The 14878-nt window shown below is 64.8% G+C and carries 15 protein-coding genes; 8 read left to right on the forward strand and 7 right to left on the reverse strand.

Going from position 1 to position 14878, the window contains the following annotated elements; all coding sequences use genetic code 11:
• Positions 1–67 precede the first annotated feature (67 nt).
• Together FHU13_RS07050 and FHU13_RS07055 are read left to right on the forward strand one after the other, a co-directional pair.
• Positions 68–1594 carry an ATPase domain-containing protein gene (locus tag FHU13_RS07050; RefSeq protein ID WP_183435165.1) on the forward strand — a complete coding sequence of 509 codons (1527 nt, stop codon included), beginning with the start codon at positions 68–70 and terminating at the stop codon, positions 1592–1594.
• Positions 1591–3639 (forward strand): ATP-binding protein, encoded by a 2049-nt coding sequence (locus FHU13_RS07055; RefSeq protein WP_183435166.1) that lies wholly within the window; start codon positions 1591–1593, stop codon positions 3637–3639. Before FHU13_RS07050 ends, FHU13_RS07055 begins: the two co-directional genes overlap by 4 nt.
• A gap of 26 nt (positions 3640–3665) precedes the next feature.
• Here the strand turns inward: FHU13_RS07055 and FHU13_RS07060 are convergent, their stop codons facing one another.
• The 3 genes from FHU13_RS07060 to FHU13_RS07070 all read right to left on the reverse strand — a co-directional run bounded on the left by FHU13_RS07060 (position 3666) and on the right by FHU13_RS07070 (position 5583).
• Positions 3666–3998 (reverse strand): hypothetical protein, encoded by a 333-nt coding sequence (locus FHU13_RS07060; RefSeq protein WP_183435167.1) that lies wholly within the window; start codon positions 3996–3998, stop codon positions 3666–3668.
• Between the two features lie 125 nt (positions 3999–4123).
• A complete protein-coding gene (locus FHU13_RS07065) occupies positions 4124–4678 on the reverse strand; it encodes a hypothetical protein (RefSeq protein WP_183435168.1) in 555 nt (184 codons plus the stop codon).
• Positions 4679–5019: 341 nt separating this feature from the next.
• Positions 5020–5583, reverse strand: coding sequence for a helix-turn-helix transcriptional regulator (locus tag FHU13_RS07070; RefSeq protein WP_183435169.1), 564 nt, complete (start codon positions 5581–5583; stop codon positions 5020–5022).
• Between the two features lie 695 nt (positions 5584–6278).
• On the opposite strand from FHU13_RS07070, the gene FHU13_RS07075 reads away from it, so the two are divergent.
• The 6 genes from FHU13_RS07075 to FHU13_RS07100 all read left to right on the forward strand — a co-directional run bounded on the left by FHU13_RS07075 (position 6279) and on the right by FHU13_RS07100 (position 11295).
• Complete coding sequence (locus tag FHU13_RS07075) at positions 6279–7496, forward strand: hypothetical protein (protein ID WP_183435170.1); 1218 nt, start codon at positions 6279–6281, stop codon at positions 7494–7496.
• Between the two features lie 113 nt (positions 7497–7609).
• On the forward strand, positions 7610–7942 hold the full coding sequence (csgH, locus tag FHU13_RS07080; protein WP_183435171.1) for a curli-like amyloid fiber formation chaperone CsgH: 333 nt from the start codon (positions 7610–7612) through the stop codon (positions 7940–7942).
• A gap of 263 nt (positions 7943–8205) precedes the next feature.
• Positions 8206–8799: a hypothetical protein gene (locus tag FHU13_RS07085; protein WP_183435172.1), complete on the forward strand. Its 594-nt coding sequence runs from the start codon at positions 8206–8208 to the stop codon at positions 8797–8799.
• A gap of 119 nt (positions 8800–8918) precedes the next feature.
• A complete protein-coding gene (locus FHU13_RS07090; RefSeq protein WP_183435173.1) occupies positions 8919–9368 on the forward strand; it encodes a curli production assembly/transport component CsgF in 450 nt (149 codons plus the stop codon).
• Positions 9369–9509: 141 nt separating this feature from the next.
• Positions 9510–10433, forward strand: a complete 924-nt coding sequence (locus tag FHU13_RS07095; protein ID WP_183435174.1) for a CsgG/HfaB family protein — start codon at positions 9510–9512, stop codon at positions 10431–10433.
• Positions 10434–10437: 4 nt separating this feature from the next.
• Positions 10438–11295 (forward strand): lytic transglycosylase domain-containing protein, encoded by an 858-nt coding sequence (locus FHU13_RS07100; RefSeq protein WP_183435175.1) that lies wholly within the window; start codon positions 10438–10440, stop codon positions 11293–11295.
• Between the two features lie 90 nt (positions 11296–11385).
• On the opposite strand, the gene FHU13_RS07105 is transcribed toward FHU13_RS07100, so the two are convergent.
• The 4 genes from FHU13_RS07105 to ctaD all read right to left on the reverse strand — a co-directional run bounded on the left by FHU13_RS07105 (position 11386) and on the right by ctaD (position 14848).
• A complete protein-coding gene (locus tag FHU13_RS07105; protein WP_183435176.1) occupies positions 11386–11775 on the reverse strand; it encodes a curlin repeat-containing protein in 390 nt (129 codons plus the stop codon).
• A gap of 396 nt (positions 11776–12171) precedes the next feature.
• Positions 12172–12474 (reverse strand): cytochrome C oxidase subunit IV family protein, encoded by a 303-nt coding sequence (locus tag FHU13_RS07110; RefSeq protein WP_183435177.1) that lies wholly within the window; start codon positions 12472–12474, stop codon positions 12172–12174.
• Entirely contained in the window at positions 12471–13160 is a 690-nt protein-coding gene (locus FHU13_RS07115) for a cytochrome c oxidase subunit 3 (RefSeq protein WP_183435178.1), read from the reverse strand. Before FHU13_RS07115 ends, FHU13_RS07110 begins: the two co-directional genes overlap by 4 nt.
• On the reverse strand, positions 13157–14848 hold the full coding sequence (gene ctaD / locus FHU13_RS07120; RefSeq protein ID WP_183435179.1) for a cytochrome c oxidase subunit I: 1692 nt from the start codon (positions 14846–14848) through the stop codon (positions 13157–13159). Before ctaD ends, FHU13_RS07115 begins: the two co-directional genes overlap by 4 nt.
• Between the last annotated feature and the right edge of the window lie 30 nt (positions 14849–14878).

Raw genomic sequence — 14878 nt, forward strand, 5'->3', positions numbered from 1 at the left:
ATTGGGGACGTTAAAGTCTCGCCGACGCGAGACGTCCCCGAACGGCATAGGAGCTTCGTCGGAACCAATGAACGACGGGATGGGGACATCAGACGCTCGACCCGGCTCCGATACCAGGATCTCGACCGGCGTCGCGGGCTTGAACGAGATTCTTGGCGGGGGCCTGACGCCGGATCGCCTCTACCTGCTGGAGGGCACTCCCGGTACCGGCAAGACGACGCTCGCTCTGCAGTTCCTGCTCGACGGTGCGGCCCGCAAGGAGCGCAGCCTGTATGTGACGCTGTCGGAGACCGCGGACGAACTCCGCGCCGCGGCGGCGAGCCATGGCTGGTCGCTCGATGGCATCGACCTCTACGAGCTCGTCAACGAGTTGGGCCTCGATCCCGACAGCGAGCAGTCCATCCTCCACCCGTCCGAGATCGAACTCGGTGAGACTGTCAAGGAGGTCATCGCCCGGGTCGAGAGCGTGAAACCCGAGCGCGTCGTGTTCGACAGCCTGTCGGAGCTACGCCTGCTTGCTCAGAACCCGCTGCGCTACCGCCGCCAGATCCTCGCCCTGAAGCAGTTCTTCTCCAAGCGGTCCTGCACAGTGCTGATGCTCGACGACCGCACCTCGGAGGCCGGCGACCTGCAACTCCACAGCATCGCGCACGGGGTGATCTCCCTCGATCAGGCGCCGCGTGAGTTCGGCTCCGAGCGCCGACGACTCCGCATCGTGAAGATGCGCGGCATCAAGTTCCGGGGCGGCTACCACGACTTCGTCGTGGAGACCGGCGGCATCGCAGTCTTTCCGCGACTCGTCGCGGCCGACCATCACGCGACCTTCGACGCGACAACACGATCGACGGGTTCGATCGAGCTGGACTCGCTGCTCGGCGGTGGCCTCGTGCCCGGGACCAACACGCTCCTGCTCGGCCCGTCCGGCGTCGGCAAAACGACGACCGCGGTGCGCTGCATGCTGGCTGCGCTGGAGCGCGGCGAGACGGCGACGTACTACCTGTTCGACGAAGGGCTCGCCACCCTGCTCAGCCGCGCCGCCCTGCTCGGCATGGACCTGAGGCCGCATATCGAGAGCGGGCGGCTCACCGTCACGCAGATCGACCCGGCGGAACTCTCGCCCGGCGAGTTTGCCGCGACGGTCAGACAGGCCGTCGAGGAGCGCCAGTCGACCTTCGTCACGGTGGACAGCCTGAACGCCTACCTGCACGCGATGCCGGGCGAGGAATACCTCGTCCTCCAGATGCACGAGCTCCTGAGCTACCTCAATCAGACGGGGGTGACGACTCTCCTCGTGCTCGGGCAGCACGGCGTCATCGGCGAAGTCCGAACCGATATCGATCTGAGCTATCTCAGCGACTGCATCGTGCTGTTCCGCTTCTTCGAGGCGCGGGCCGAGATCCGCTCCGCGCTCTCGGTGGTGAAGAGTCGCGTGAACGCGCATGAACGCTCGATCCGCGAGTTGCGGCTCTCGAGCGAAGGGCTCCGTGTCGGCGAGGCGCTCGACGACTTCGAGGGCGTGCTCACGGGCCTGCCGGCCTACCGCGGACGGGTGGCGATGCTGAGAGACCCGGACGCCTCGGGGGACGAGGCGTGAGGGCATCGCCGGAGGAACGTGCCCTCATCCTGGCCCCGCGCGGGCGGGATGCGGCGGTGGTCGAGCAGGTGCTGGATCGCTCGGGCATCGCCAGCGCCGTCTGCGCGGACGTGACCGAATGGGTGGCGTGCCTTCGCGCGGGCGCGGGAACCGCGATCGTCACCGAGGAGGCCCTGGCCGATGGTGACATCGCGGCCTTGTCGGCCTGGCTCGACGCGCAGCCCCCGTGGTCGGACTTTCCCTTCGTCGTGCTGGCCACGCGCCAAGCCGGCCCGCGGACCCAGGGCGCGGCCGACCTGCTGAAGCGGCTCGGCAACGTGGTCCTGCTGGAACGCCCCATCAACGCCGAAACGCTGACGAGCGCCGTCGTCTCGTCTCTGCGCGCCCGCCGCCGCCAGTATCAAGCCCGCGAGCATCTCCTCGAACGGGAGCGGGCTCAGGAGCAGCTCCGGCTGGCCAATGAGGAACTCGAGCGGCGCGTGGCCGAGAGGACGCGCGAGGTCGAGGCGGCCCACGAAACCCTGGCCTTCGCCCTCGACGCGGCCGGGATGAGTTCATGGGACATCGACACCATGACCGGTGTCCACCGCCATTCGCCCCGCTTCGACGCCGTGTTCGGCTACGAGGGTGCGGGACGTGCCTGGGATCGTGAAACCTTCCTGAATCACGTCCTCGAAGAGGATCGCGGCATCGCCGATGAGGCATTCGCTTCCGTCGTCGAGACGGGCAAGCTCGACCTCGAATGCCGCATCCGGCGCGTGGACGGAGCGGTGCGCTGGATCGCCATGCGTGGGCAGGTCAAGCGCGACGAGGCCGGTCAGCCGTTGCGCATCGCCGGCATCCTCATGGACCGGACGGACCAGCACGTCACGGAGGAAGCGCTGCGGCAGGCGCAGAAGATGGAAGCCATCGGCCAGCTCACCGGGGGCGTGGCGCACGACTTCAACAACCTGCTCACCGTGATCGTCGGCGGCCTCGACATGATGCTGCGCCGCCCCGAGCAGACCGACCGCGTGAAGCGGCTGGCGGAGGCGGCCATGGGTGCGGCGCGGCGTGGCGAGCAACTGACCCAGCAACTCCTCGCCTTCTCCCGCCGCCAGATGCTACGGCCGCAGACACTCAACCCGAACCGCCTTTTACTGGACTTCAGGCCGCTCGCCGAACGCGCCGCCACCGGCGCCGTCGAGCTGACCTTCGATCTCGATCCGGCGCTCGATCCGATCCGTATCGATCCGGCGCAGTTCGAGGCGGCGGTGCTGAACCTGATCGTGAACGCGCGCGACGCTCTCGAGGGCCGCGACGGACATGCCCGCATCGCGGTCACGAGCCGCAACGTCCGTCTCGGAACGGCGGCGGTGGCTGACAAGGGCGTGCCACCGGGTCCCTACGTCTCGATCTCCGTGACGGATACCGGCAGCGGCATTCCCGCCGACAAGCTCCAGCGCGTCTTCGAGCCGTTCTTCACCACGAAGGAGGTCGGCAAGGGGACGGGCCTCGGGCTGAGCCAGGTCTACGGCTTCACCCGCAGCGCCAAGGGCTTCACGCAGATCGAGTCCGAACTCGACCGGGGCACGACGGTCAGCCTGTACTTCCCGCGCTCGACCGACCCGGCCGGCGAGGAAATCGGGACCGGCTCGATCGGTGCGATTCCGCTGCGCCGCGCCGGCGAGGGCGAGACGGTGCTGCTCGTCGAGGATGACGAACAGGTGCTCGGCATGGCCGTGGAGAGCCTGGAGGAGTTGAGCTACCGGGTCATCGTGACCCGCAACGCCGCCGAGGCGCTGGAGCACCTGCACGGCGTCGAGCGCATCGATATCCTGTTCTCGGACGTGGTCATGCCCGGCGGGATGAACGGCTCGCAACTCGCGCTCGAGGCCCGGCGGGTGCGGCCGGACATCAAGATCCTGCTGACCTCAGGCTACGTGGCCAATCTCGACGAAGGGCAGGTGATCGGCCAGGGCGAGCTTCCGGTGCTCAACAAGCCCTATCGCCGCGACGAACTCGCCCGGTCGCTCCGCTTGGTGCTCGGCGGCGAGAGAGCCTGAATCGTTCGAAGGCCTTTCGTGCTTCGTCACCGGTTGAGATCGATCACCCGGCGCTTGACGGCGGGCCGATCCGGCGTCTTGTCGGGGTTCCCCAACCATTCGGGCGAGTCCTTGAAGCTCGCGCTCGGCGGGGTCTTGCTGTTGAGTTGCTCTCGCTCCGCCTGGGCCGGTGTCTCGATCGGCGGGATCGGAGCGGATTGCGGATACTGTGCCGCCGGTCCGCGCTGCTGAAACCCATCGATGCAGCGCCGGACCGCGATCGGATCCGTGATGAACGTGCACTCGTTCACGTTGGTGATCGCTTGAGCCATGCTGGTCTCGGGCAGGACCGAGGCCAGGATGGTGAGAGCAGGCAACATCCATCGCATCGGCAGCCTCCCGTTCCAAAATGCCCGGCCTCGGTGGACCGGCCGCACTCAGCGGCCTGCCGACGGTGCGACCTGACGAATCTCGACCTCACTCGGCTCGCTCGGCCGCGGGCGCTTCACACCTGCACTTGGGGCGGTGCAGTGGCAGCCTGTCCGCGGGCCGCACCGGCCGCGCCGGCAGGAAGTGCGGCCGCAGCCGTATTCGCGCCCTTGCCGTCGATCCGTCCGATGCGGACCTTGACGCCGCGAACGGTCTTCGCCGCCGTATCGTAATCGCATTCGTAGGTGATCCGAACCCACTGACCCTGCGGATTGAGGAACCGCACCGAGTCACCGCGGTACTTCACGACAGTGTCCGCTCCGGCAGGCGGCTCGGCCTCCTGGAAGATGGATCCGGTCGGCCGGCTCATCCACTCGAAATCCGTCGGTGCCTGGCGTTCGACGCCCGGCACGCAGGCCTGCACGGCCGCAGGGATGGCCTGACGCGCGCAGGCCGCGTCGCATCCCGCCTTGGCGGCCTCGGTCGGAGCCGGCTTGGCGTCAGGCTTGGCATCCTGGGCGGAGGCCGCGACGATGCCGAGACCGACCCAGCCGAGACAGGCCAGGGCGCGGGAGAATCCAGCCAGAGGCAAGGCATAGCGCGCGCCCGGTCCAGCCACGTTCCGTGTCATCCGACGAACTCTCCATGATCCGCGTCAGCGCGCCGACGCCCGGACAGGGCCATCGTCAACAGGTGCCGACAGATAGACGCCATTTTCCGCCTCAACCACTATCGATCGGTTGAGTCGACCCCGTTTTCGGTACCGGACTGAACATTTCCAGTGCCCGTTGCCGAAATGTAAATCGATCGCTCGCGTTCGATGAGCCATCACTGGCATCCGGCCGCGTCTAGACGGCAAGCGCCGGTCGTCACCGCTACACGACAGACGCCGAGGACCGCGACCACCCAATGCATGCCGGGGGCCACAGACCAACAGCCCCGCTCTCACATCAGGGGCGGGACGGCGCAACCTCAACGCGCCACATCCGACATCGGCGAGAACTGACAAACGCGGGCGAGAAGCGCAACCAGTTCGGGCTGACGCGAGGTTCCCGTCTTTCCGAAGATCGAGGCCAGCTGCGTGCGCAGCGTTGCAATACTCACGTTGCGGCTCTGCGCGATGGTGGCCAGCGGGATACCCCTGCTGAGTTCCGCCGCGAGACGGCCTTCGGCCGCTGTAAGGCCGAAGATTTTTTCCAGCGCCGGGGCGCAGACCTGGGTACGGACGGCGAGGTCGATCAGGATCAGTAGGCGATGGGCCTCTCCCATCGCGGTGATGTCCATCGCCTGAAAGACCAGCCGCTGATCGTTGCGCGGCCGCTCCAGCTCGACGGTGCCGAACGGCTCCGTCAGCGCGTTGCTGATCATTCGGCTGGTGAACGGCTCGGTCTCCGAAGGCCCCATGTCGGCCGCGTCCTCCCAGACGATTCTTCTGGCGAGATTATTGAAATCAACCGTCCTTGCACGGTAGTTTATCAACACAGCCGCAGAACCGACCTTATCTAAAACATTGAGAAGAGCATGTTTATCCGGCATATCACGGATTCTTTTAATTTCCCAAGCAATATATCTCATGGCACCGCCGCATGTGCTGAATTTCCAGTCTCAGCATGAATCGACCAGCGGACTTGCCCACGGCCTCAACGGTGTATCCTAAGTGGTGCTATCAGGTCACTACCTCTGACTACCGGTCATGTGAACTTTCTCACAGCGGCAAGCTATGCACGAGCGGGCTTAGAGGGATCGAGGATTGGTAATTGGCCGCATTGAGCCTGCCAAATCATGCCCTTCTGCTCGATCCCGCACGCCGAGCGCGGCAGTCAAAGTCAGAATATCCGACCTCCTTGCGACCGGCCGGAAACAACTCGATGCGTCCGGCCTGAGCTTAAGGCCTCGCTTTTGCTGGCTCCGCTCTCGGAATCGCTTGAGGACGCAGGGCAACGTCTATCCCGAAATTTTGTGCAGTCACATCGAAAATACCGAATGCTTTTCAACAATGAAGCATGAAATCATCGCAAAATTTGTCAGCCGATTAACCTAAACAGTTCGTTTCCATCCGAAACTGCATCTTATCATCCGAACGGATGGTGCGGCTTTGGTTCGGCTCCCGTATTTAAGCCCTCGTTAACGACATCACGGGGCAATCGACGGATCCGCTGAGCTGGTCAACAGCTGGTTAACAACTCCGATCCGAATGCCGAGTGACAGACTAAAGAAACAGGGGAACAGTCATGCGGCATCTTTCGATTGCGACGGTCAGCGTTCTGGCCATTCTCGTTGCTTCGCCCGTTCTTGCACAGGGCAGGAACAAAACCGACCTTAAGCAGACTGGCACCAAGAACGAGGTGACCCTCACGCAGTCCGGCACCGGCGGCGTGATCGACGTTCAGCAGGTTGGCAGCTTCAACGGCGCGAGCACAGGCTACGGCGCCGAAGGGAATCAGGACGGCGGAACGGGCAACAGCCTGACCGTGAAGCAGAACGGGAATCGCAACGCCTTCCAGGCGCTCCAGCGCGACGGCGACAGCAACAAGATCTCCCTCACGCAGAAAGATAATAACAATACCGCGGCCTTCACCCAGTCGGGTGGCGCGCGCAACGCTGTGACGGTCGATCAGAGCGGCCTCAACGGCGTGACCAAGACCGATCACAACGCGGGTACGTCGCAGGAGGGCGGAGCCGACTCGTCGATCGAGATCACGCAGACCGATCGGCGCCAGATCGCTGTCGCCGCGCAAGCCAACGCGCGGGATAACTCGCTGACCTACATCTGGCAGACCGGATCGGACCAGGTGGCCAACGGCAGCCAGTTCAACACCCGGAACTCCCAGGCCAGCATCATCCAGTATGGACGCACGAACTCCGGCTCCGTGACCCAGAACGGCACGAGGGACAACACGGTCGGCTCAGTGCTGCAGCAGGGCGAGGACAACGCCGCAGCGTTGCTTCAGACCGGCCCGTCGAACAGCTCGATCGGCGCCATATTCCAGTTTGGGCATGACAATAAAGCCGTCGCCCAGCAGACTGGCAGCAGCAATAGCGGTCTGTATGTGACGCAGGTGGGCAATAACAACACCGGCGCGGTCTATCAGACAGCATCGAACAACAGCGACATCTATCTGACGCAGTATACCAGCCGCAACGAGGCGATCATCAACCAGATCGGCTCCAGCGCAGCGACCATTTCGGTCACCCAGGGGGTCGGCAACGACAACAAGGCGATCGTCAACCAGGTCAACTCGTATGGTTCCGGCATCTATCTGAACCAGTTCGGCACATCCAACGAGGCCAACCTCGGACAGGTTCTGTCGACGGGCTCCACCATCTCCGCCGACCAGTATGGCAGCGGCAACATCCTCACCGCTTCGCAGACTTACAACGCCGGCAGCACGATCAGCAGCATGCAGAACGGCGCCGGCAACCGCGCGACCATCACTCAGACCCGCTAAGAAGACGGAATGAGTGCGGCGTGGCTCCCTGCCCCGGTAGGGGGCCACGTTTTCCTTTTCGGGCTTGAACGATGCTGTCCACTGCGATCGTGGACCCTTGGAAGGGGCGTGTCATGACCGGGGCCGGGGACGTTCCGCCGCCGATCTCCTGCGCGCTGATCGAGCATCGCGCGGGCGCGCAGGTCCAGATCGAGGTGCGTCTCCGTTCGGAGAGCGCCCAGACCGGAACCTATCGCCTGCAGGTGATCAAGCAGGGCCGCTCGGGACAGGCGCGGATCAACCAGGAATCGGCGTTCGCGCTCGACGCCGGACGCTCGGTGCGCATCGATGGCCCGAGCCTGTCGATGGAGCCGTCGGCGTCCTACCGTGCCACCCTCTCGGTCCACGCCAATGAGATCACCGCCACCTGTGAACGAACCGGGCCCGAGTCGTCCGACACCCTGTAAGTCTGGTATCAAGCGCCGGTCCGGGCTGTTGCAGCTTGATCACGCCTGTCGTTCTCAGTCGGCTTGTTGTCCTATACCAAGCAGGATTTCATTTGACTCGACGATTTTCATGAGTTGAGGTTGAGATCGAAACCTGAATTTTGCCTAGCACTGCCTTCAGCTCACGCATTGAACAGATATATGAGTAACGAGTTTCGGAAATAGATGATTCATAAAGACGCTTTACAATCAATTCTGTCATCCATGAAAGAAGGAGCGGGGATATGACCAGTCCGGCGCGTGTCGTATCGCCCCGTTGGGCCCTGTGCTGCGCTTGCGCGCTCTTTTCCCTGACGAGCCTCCACTCCCCGGCCGGGGCTCAGCAGGCCGGCGTCCCGATCGAGTACGCCACGATCGGCGGCGTGCAGCTCCCGATCAGAATTTTGCAGCCGGATAACGCGACGGTCGGCAGAGACGGTCAGGTCGCTTCGAACAATCAGATCGGTACCGACAACATCACCGAGATCAGGCAGGCCGGCCAGGGCAATCGCGCCGGAATCACGGCGGTCGGCAACGGCAATACCGGGCTCATCAGTCAGAAGGGTGTCGACAATTTCGGGCTCGGGACCCTGACCGGCACCGGGCTGCGCATGGATCTGCAACAGATCGGCGCCGGAAACGTCGCCGATCTGGGGGTGACCGGCCCGAGCGGCGGCAGCCTCACGGTGCTGCAGCGCGGCGACGGCAACACCGCGACCGGATCGATTCCGGGCAGCCGCGACGTGACCGTGAACCAGATCGGCAACGGTGCCTCCGTCGACGTCAGCCAGGGCGGCGTCGCGAAAAGCATCATCATCAACCAAATCCGGGCGCGATGAGCCGAACATCGCTGCCATGTTTCTCACGGGACCTCCGGTGCACCGCGCCTTCGGGAGCGGTTCGCACCGGATCGTTTCGTGACGAGCCTTCAAGCCGATCGAGGGGCAGGGCCTAGATCATGAAGACACGCATCCTCGCGGTTGGCGCCGCGCTCCTGTTCTCAGCCGCACCGGTCCAGGCCGGAAACCTCGTGTACCAGGCCGTGAATCCGGCCTTCGGCGGGAGCCCGCTCAACGGGAGCTGGCTGCAATCCGAGGCTCAGGCTCAGAACATCCCGCAGGCGGCGCAGCAGCGCCAGCAGCAGTTGTTCAGCACGGGCACCTCGCGGGGCGGGATCTCGACCCTGACGCCGGGGCAGATCTTCGCGCAACAACTGCAGTCTCAACTCTACGGCTCACTGGCAAACCAGATCACGCAGGCGATCTTCGGCGAGAATGCGCGCCCGAGCGGAACATTCCAGTTCCAAGGCACAACGATCCAATTCATCAAGGTCGGGCCGGACGTGCGCGTCACGATCAATGACGGCCAGACGTCCACCGAGGTGATCGTTCCGGCGTCAACGCCTTAAAGACTTAAGTCTTCGCAAAGACATCAGGCTGCGCAAGCGGCTTCTTCGAGTATGCGTGACGACGGTCGTCACGCATACTCGCAATCAAACGGCTCGAAGGTCGCGCCAAGCGGCCCGGTCGTGGTCGGGATTGCTGATCTCATGTGGGCTGAATCTTCTTTCCGTCGGGGCAAGGCCGCTGGCGCTCTGCTGCTCGCAACGCTCGGGCTCGGTGGATGCGTCGCTGTCGGCGAGCGCGAGCCGCTCAACGAGGCGCCGACCGTCACCGAGACTTCGCCGACCGGCTTGAATCTCGAACTGTTGCCGCCGCCGGCGAAGGCCGTGGACCTCGCCGTCTACAGCTTCCCCGATCTCACCGGACAGAACAAACCCAGCGACAACTTCGCCGAGTTCTCACGAGCGGTGACGCAAGGCGGCGCCGCCTTCCTCGTGGATGCCCTTCGCCGCACCGGCGGAGGCCGCTGGTTCCGGGTGGTCGAGCGCGGAAGCCTCGCCAACATCCTGCAGGAGCGGCAGCTCATCCGCGCCACCCGCCAGGAATTCGACCAGGATCAGGCCAAGCCGCTGCCGCCGATTCGCTTCGCGGGCCTGCTGGTCGAGGGCGGCATCCTCGCCTACGACGCGAACTTCGTGACGGGTGGGATCGGCGCCCGCTATCTCGGCATCGGCGGCGATATCCGCTACCGGCGCGACGTGGTGACGGTCGGCATGCGCATCGTGTCGGTGCAATCGGGCGAGGTGCTCACCAGTGTCACGACGACGAAAACAATCTACTCGATCGGCCTCAACACGAACACGTTCCGCTACGTTGCGGTGAACAAGCTGTTCGAGTTCGATGCGGGCGTGACGCGCAACGAGCCGACCCAGTTCGCCGTGCGCGAATCGATCGAGCTGGCCGTCTACTCGACTCTGATGGAAGGGGCGCGCAAAGGGCTCTGGAAGTTCCGCGATCCGGCGGTCGGGCAGCGCCTGCTTCAGGAATATATCGAGCAGGACAAGGCGCTCCCGCCCACGAGCGCGAACGCCGAGATCGTTCAGGAAGCCGTCGTGGTCGCGAAGAACTGAGACGATGCGCGGCCAGCACCCCTGGATGGCGGCGGCGCTGCTGGCAGCCCTCCTGATCGCATCTCCCTCGCGGGCCGACCTTCGCGCGCGCTCTGCGGTGTTGGACCTGACTGCGACGGGGCAGGCCGATGCGTCGAGCGAAGTGCCCAGCGCGGGCTTGGTCGCGATCGTCGAGAAGATCGCGCCGGAGATGTCCGTCTCGGCACTCTCGGCGCTGATCGCCCAGGCGGCCCTCAGCACCGGCGTTCCGTCCGACTTTCTCCTGAAATTGCTGAAGCGCGAAAGCGGCCTGAACCCGATGGCCGTGAGTCCGAAAGGCGCGCTCGGGATTGCCCAGTTCATGCCGGGAACGGCGGCCGAACGCGGTCTGGCCGATCCGTTCGACCCGGTTCAGGCCATTCCGAAGGCGGCCGAGCTGCTGCGCGATCTGCGGCAGCGCTACGGCAACTGGACTCTGGCCGCCGCCGCCTACAACGCAGGACCCGGTCGGGTCGATGCCTGGCTCTCGGGCCGCCTGGACCTGCCGAAGGAGACGACGGACTACGTCGCCAACATCTCCGGCGTGGATACACCGAGTTGGACATCGGCCTATCGTCCGGCCGGCTCCGGCTGGCCGCTCGCGATCGCGTCCTTTGCGGTGCCCTTGCCGGTGTTCAGCGCCGTCCGGATATCGGACCGCCGCGAGACGGCGGCCGAGGCGGCGAAGCGAGCGACGAAATCGGCGGACGGAACTCTCGCGCCGCTCACGACGGCTCAGCTTCGCGCCGCGGCCGGCGGGATTGCGCGTTCAGCGGCGGCGAGCGGCCCCTGCGCGGCCCTGCTCAGCCCGGCCGCGCAATGTCTCAGCTTCAATCGTTACTGATCTCTGACGCGACCGAGGCAAGCGCCTCGTCGCGACGTCGAGAAAAGGCGCGGTGTCGTTTCCGATCCGACCGCGCGTCGCCCTGCCGCGTCAGCGGCCCTGCCTCAGGGTGATCTGGTTGTAGGATCCGGACTGCGCGATGACCGCGGTGTTGGAGACACCGGCCTGCGTGATGCGGATGAAGTTGCCGATACCGGATTGCGTCGCATCGATGCGATTATACTGACCATCCTGCACGCCGTAGAACGCATTGCCCTGACCGGGGCTCGGCATGCTGTCGGTGCTGGCCGAGACCCGGGTCATCGTGTTTCGCAGGGCGCTGTTCTCCAAATCCTGCATCGTCGTGTTGAATCGAGCCATCAGGGCGGAAAGGTCCTGCGCCTGGGCGGCTCCGAACATCTGCGACAGAGCAGTGCAAACAGCAAAGATCGAAACAATTTTACGCATTGGGATCAGTCCTCTTCGTTGTTCAAGGATCAATTCCCCGCGTTAACAAATCTTGTATAGCCACAAGCGCCTCAACAACCGCTGGTCGACTCCTCTGTTCGATTGCCACGAGGATAAAGAAACGGTTCCGTGGCTTGGTGACTCAAATCTGAAGACGGTTGAGGCAAATACGGGAAACGACGACACGTCAGATTCCCCACCGGCTCGACGCGAAGGCTGAACGCTATGCCGTGCGGAGCTGCTCCCGATCCTGCGGCCCGCGCTGGATCCTGTGCCCATTCCTTCCGGGCGAATCGACCACGCGCATTTCCTGCGGCTGCGCTGATGGCGGCGATGGAAGCCGCTCGGCATCCCCGGACGCGGAAGGTCCTGGCCGCGGCCCTGGGGCAGACGGCGATGCGGTTCGCCTGAGATGACGAGCGCGCCGGGTCAGCTATTGGCGAGGCGGCTCAGCGTGTCGGTGAGCGTCAGCGTGAACAGGATGGCGAGCCAGAACAGGCCGCAGGCGGCCGCCAGCCGCACCAGAGTGTCGGCCTGGTCGAGCCGCATGAACAGCAGGGCCACGAGGCTCGCCTGCGTTGCGGCAATACCGAAAGTGAGGACCGTCGCCCAGGGTGCGGGCGCGACGTAGGCCGAGAACAGGCTCAGGCCCAGCAGTGCGAGCAGCAGCGCCCAGACGATCAGACCGCGCAGCCAGAGCGCAACGGTTGGCTTTGGCGTGACTGCACTCATCCGCCGCGTCCGCCGAGGTAGAGCATGGGGTAGAGCACGATCCAGATCATGTCGACGAAGCCCCAGTAGAGCATCGCCACCTCGACCTGCGGATTCTCGAACAGAAAGCCCGGCGCGCGCCACTCCTTCCAGATCAGGCGGACGACGAGGCCGATGCCGATCGAGAGATGGATGGCGTGGATCGCGGTCGAGAGCCAGTAGAAGCCGAAGAAGAGCTGCGTCGCGGGCGCTTTCAACGCGAAGTCGGCACCGGGCACGAGGTGCCGCTCGATGTCCTCGCGATACTCCAGCCCTTTCACCACCATGAAGGCGAGGCCGAGCAGGACCGTCGCTGTGAGGCATCCAAGCGTCAGGCGGCGGCAACCCTCCTGCTCGGAGGCTTGCGAGGCGGTTGCCGCGAAGAGCCCGCTGGTGAGAAGGAGAGCGGTGTTGAGCGTCCCGTAGACGATGTTGGTCTCGCGCGCGGCGACAGCGAAATCCGCCGCGTGCTCGAGCCGCATCGCCGTGTAGAGCAGGAACAGCGCCCCGAAGAACAGCACCTCGCTGGCGATGAAGACCCAGATGCCGAAGGTCGCCCCGGCCCGCTGGTAAGAGAAGGCCCGACCTTCCGGAAGCCGGAGCTCGTCCCACGGCTCGCGCAGGTGCCGCTCGGGGGTCTTGTCGAGGACGTCGCCGCCCGTGCTCACGTCAGCGCCCCTTCCTCGGCGATGCGCGACTCGTCACCCGGCGGCGTCGCCTCCGGATGGTAGTCGTAGGGCGGTGCGAGAACCTGCGGGTTGCCGAAGAAGTTCTGCCGCGGCGGCGGCGAGGTGGTGCGCCATTCGAGCCCCGAGGCGTTCCAGGGATCGTTGAGGGCGCGGGCACCGTAGAACAGCGACCAGGTGAGGTAGCCGAGCGGCATCAGATAGGCCGCGGCGAGCACGGCCGCACCGGAGGAAGAGAGCACGTTCCAGACCTGGAACTCCGGCGGATAGGTGTAGTAGCGCCGCGGCATGCCGAGATAGCCGGCGATGAATTGCGGGAAGAAGGTCAGGTTGAAGCCGAAGAACATCAGCAGGGCGGCGAAGCGTGCCCAACCCTCCGGATACATCCGCCCCGTCACCTTCGGCCACCAGAAGTGCAGGCCGGCGAAGTAGGCGGACACCGAGGCGCCGACCATGATGTAGTGGAAGTGGGCGACGACGAAGTAGGTGTCCTGCACGTGCACGTCGATCGGCACCGAGGCCAGGAACAGGCCGGTCAGACCGCCCATGGTGAACAGGCCGAGGAAGCCGAGTGCGTAGAGCATCGGCGATTCGAAGCCGATCTGGCCGCGGTAGAGCGTGGCGGTCCAGTTGAACACCTTGATGGCGGAGGGCACCGCCACGATGAACGACAGGAACGAGAACACCAGGGCGGCGAACGGCGACATGCCCGAGGTGAACATGTGGTGGCCCCAGGTGAAGAAGCCGATCACCGCGATCGCCACCAGGGCGTAGACCATGAAGGAATAGCCGAAGATGCGCCGCCGGGCGTAGCAGGTGATGACCTCCGAGATCACACCCATGGCCGGCAGGATCATGATGTAGACCGCCGGGTGCGAGTAGAACCAGAACAGGTGCTGGAACAGGATCGGGTCGCCGCCGCGGGCCGGGTCGAAGATCGGCAGGTTGAAGGTGCGCTCGGCGATGACGAGGACGAGCGTCAGGGCCAGCACGGGCGTGGCGAGCACGAAGATCAGGCTCGTCGTGTACATCGACCATACGAACAGCGGCAGGCGGAACCACGTCATGCCGGGCGCGCGCAGGAAATGCACCGTGGCGATGAAGTTCACGCCCGTGGCGATGGTCGAGAAGCCGGAGACGAACACGCCGAGGACGGCGAGGGTGACGAAGGTGTTCGAGAACACCGTCGAGTAGGGGACGTAGAAGGTCCAGCCGGTATCGATGCCGCCCGCCAGCACGGCGGCGAGCGTCAGCAGCCCGCCGGCCATGTTGAGATACCACGAGATCAGGTTGAGCTTGGGGAAGGCGAGGTCGCGCGCGCCGATCATCAGCGGCAGCAAAAAATTCCCCATCGTCGTCGGGATCGACGGGATGAGGAAGAACCACACCATGACGATGCCGTGCAGCGAGAACAGCTTGTTGTAGGTGTCGGCGCCGACGACGTCGCCCTGCGGCGTGAACAGCTCCAGCCGCACCAGGGTCGCGGCCGCACCGCCGATGAAGAAGAAGAAGGTGATCGACAGCGCGTAGAGGATCGCGATGCGTTTGTGATCGGTGGTGAACAGCCAGGAGGCGACGGAATAGCCATCGCCGAGGTAGCTGACCGGCAGGCCGAGATCCAACTCGCGCGGATTGGCCAGCGTCGAGGCATCGGAAGAGGCGCCGCTCATCGGAGGCTTCCTGCGGAAGAGGGATGATGC

Origin of the sequence: Methylobacterium sp. R2-1 (assembly GCF_014191355.1) — a bacterium.
GTDB lineage: Bacteria > Pseudomonadota > Alphaproteobacteria > Rhizobiales > Beijerinckiaceae > Methylobacterium.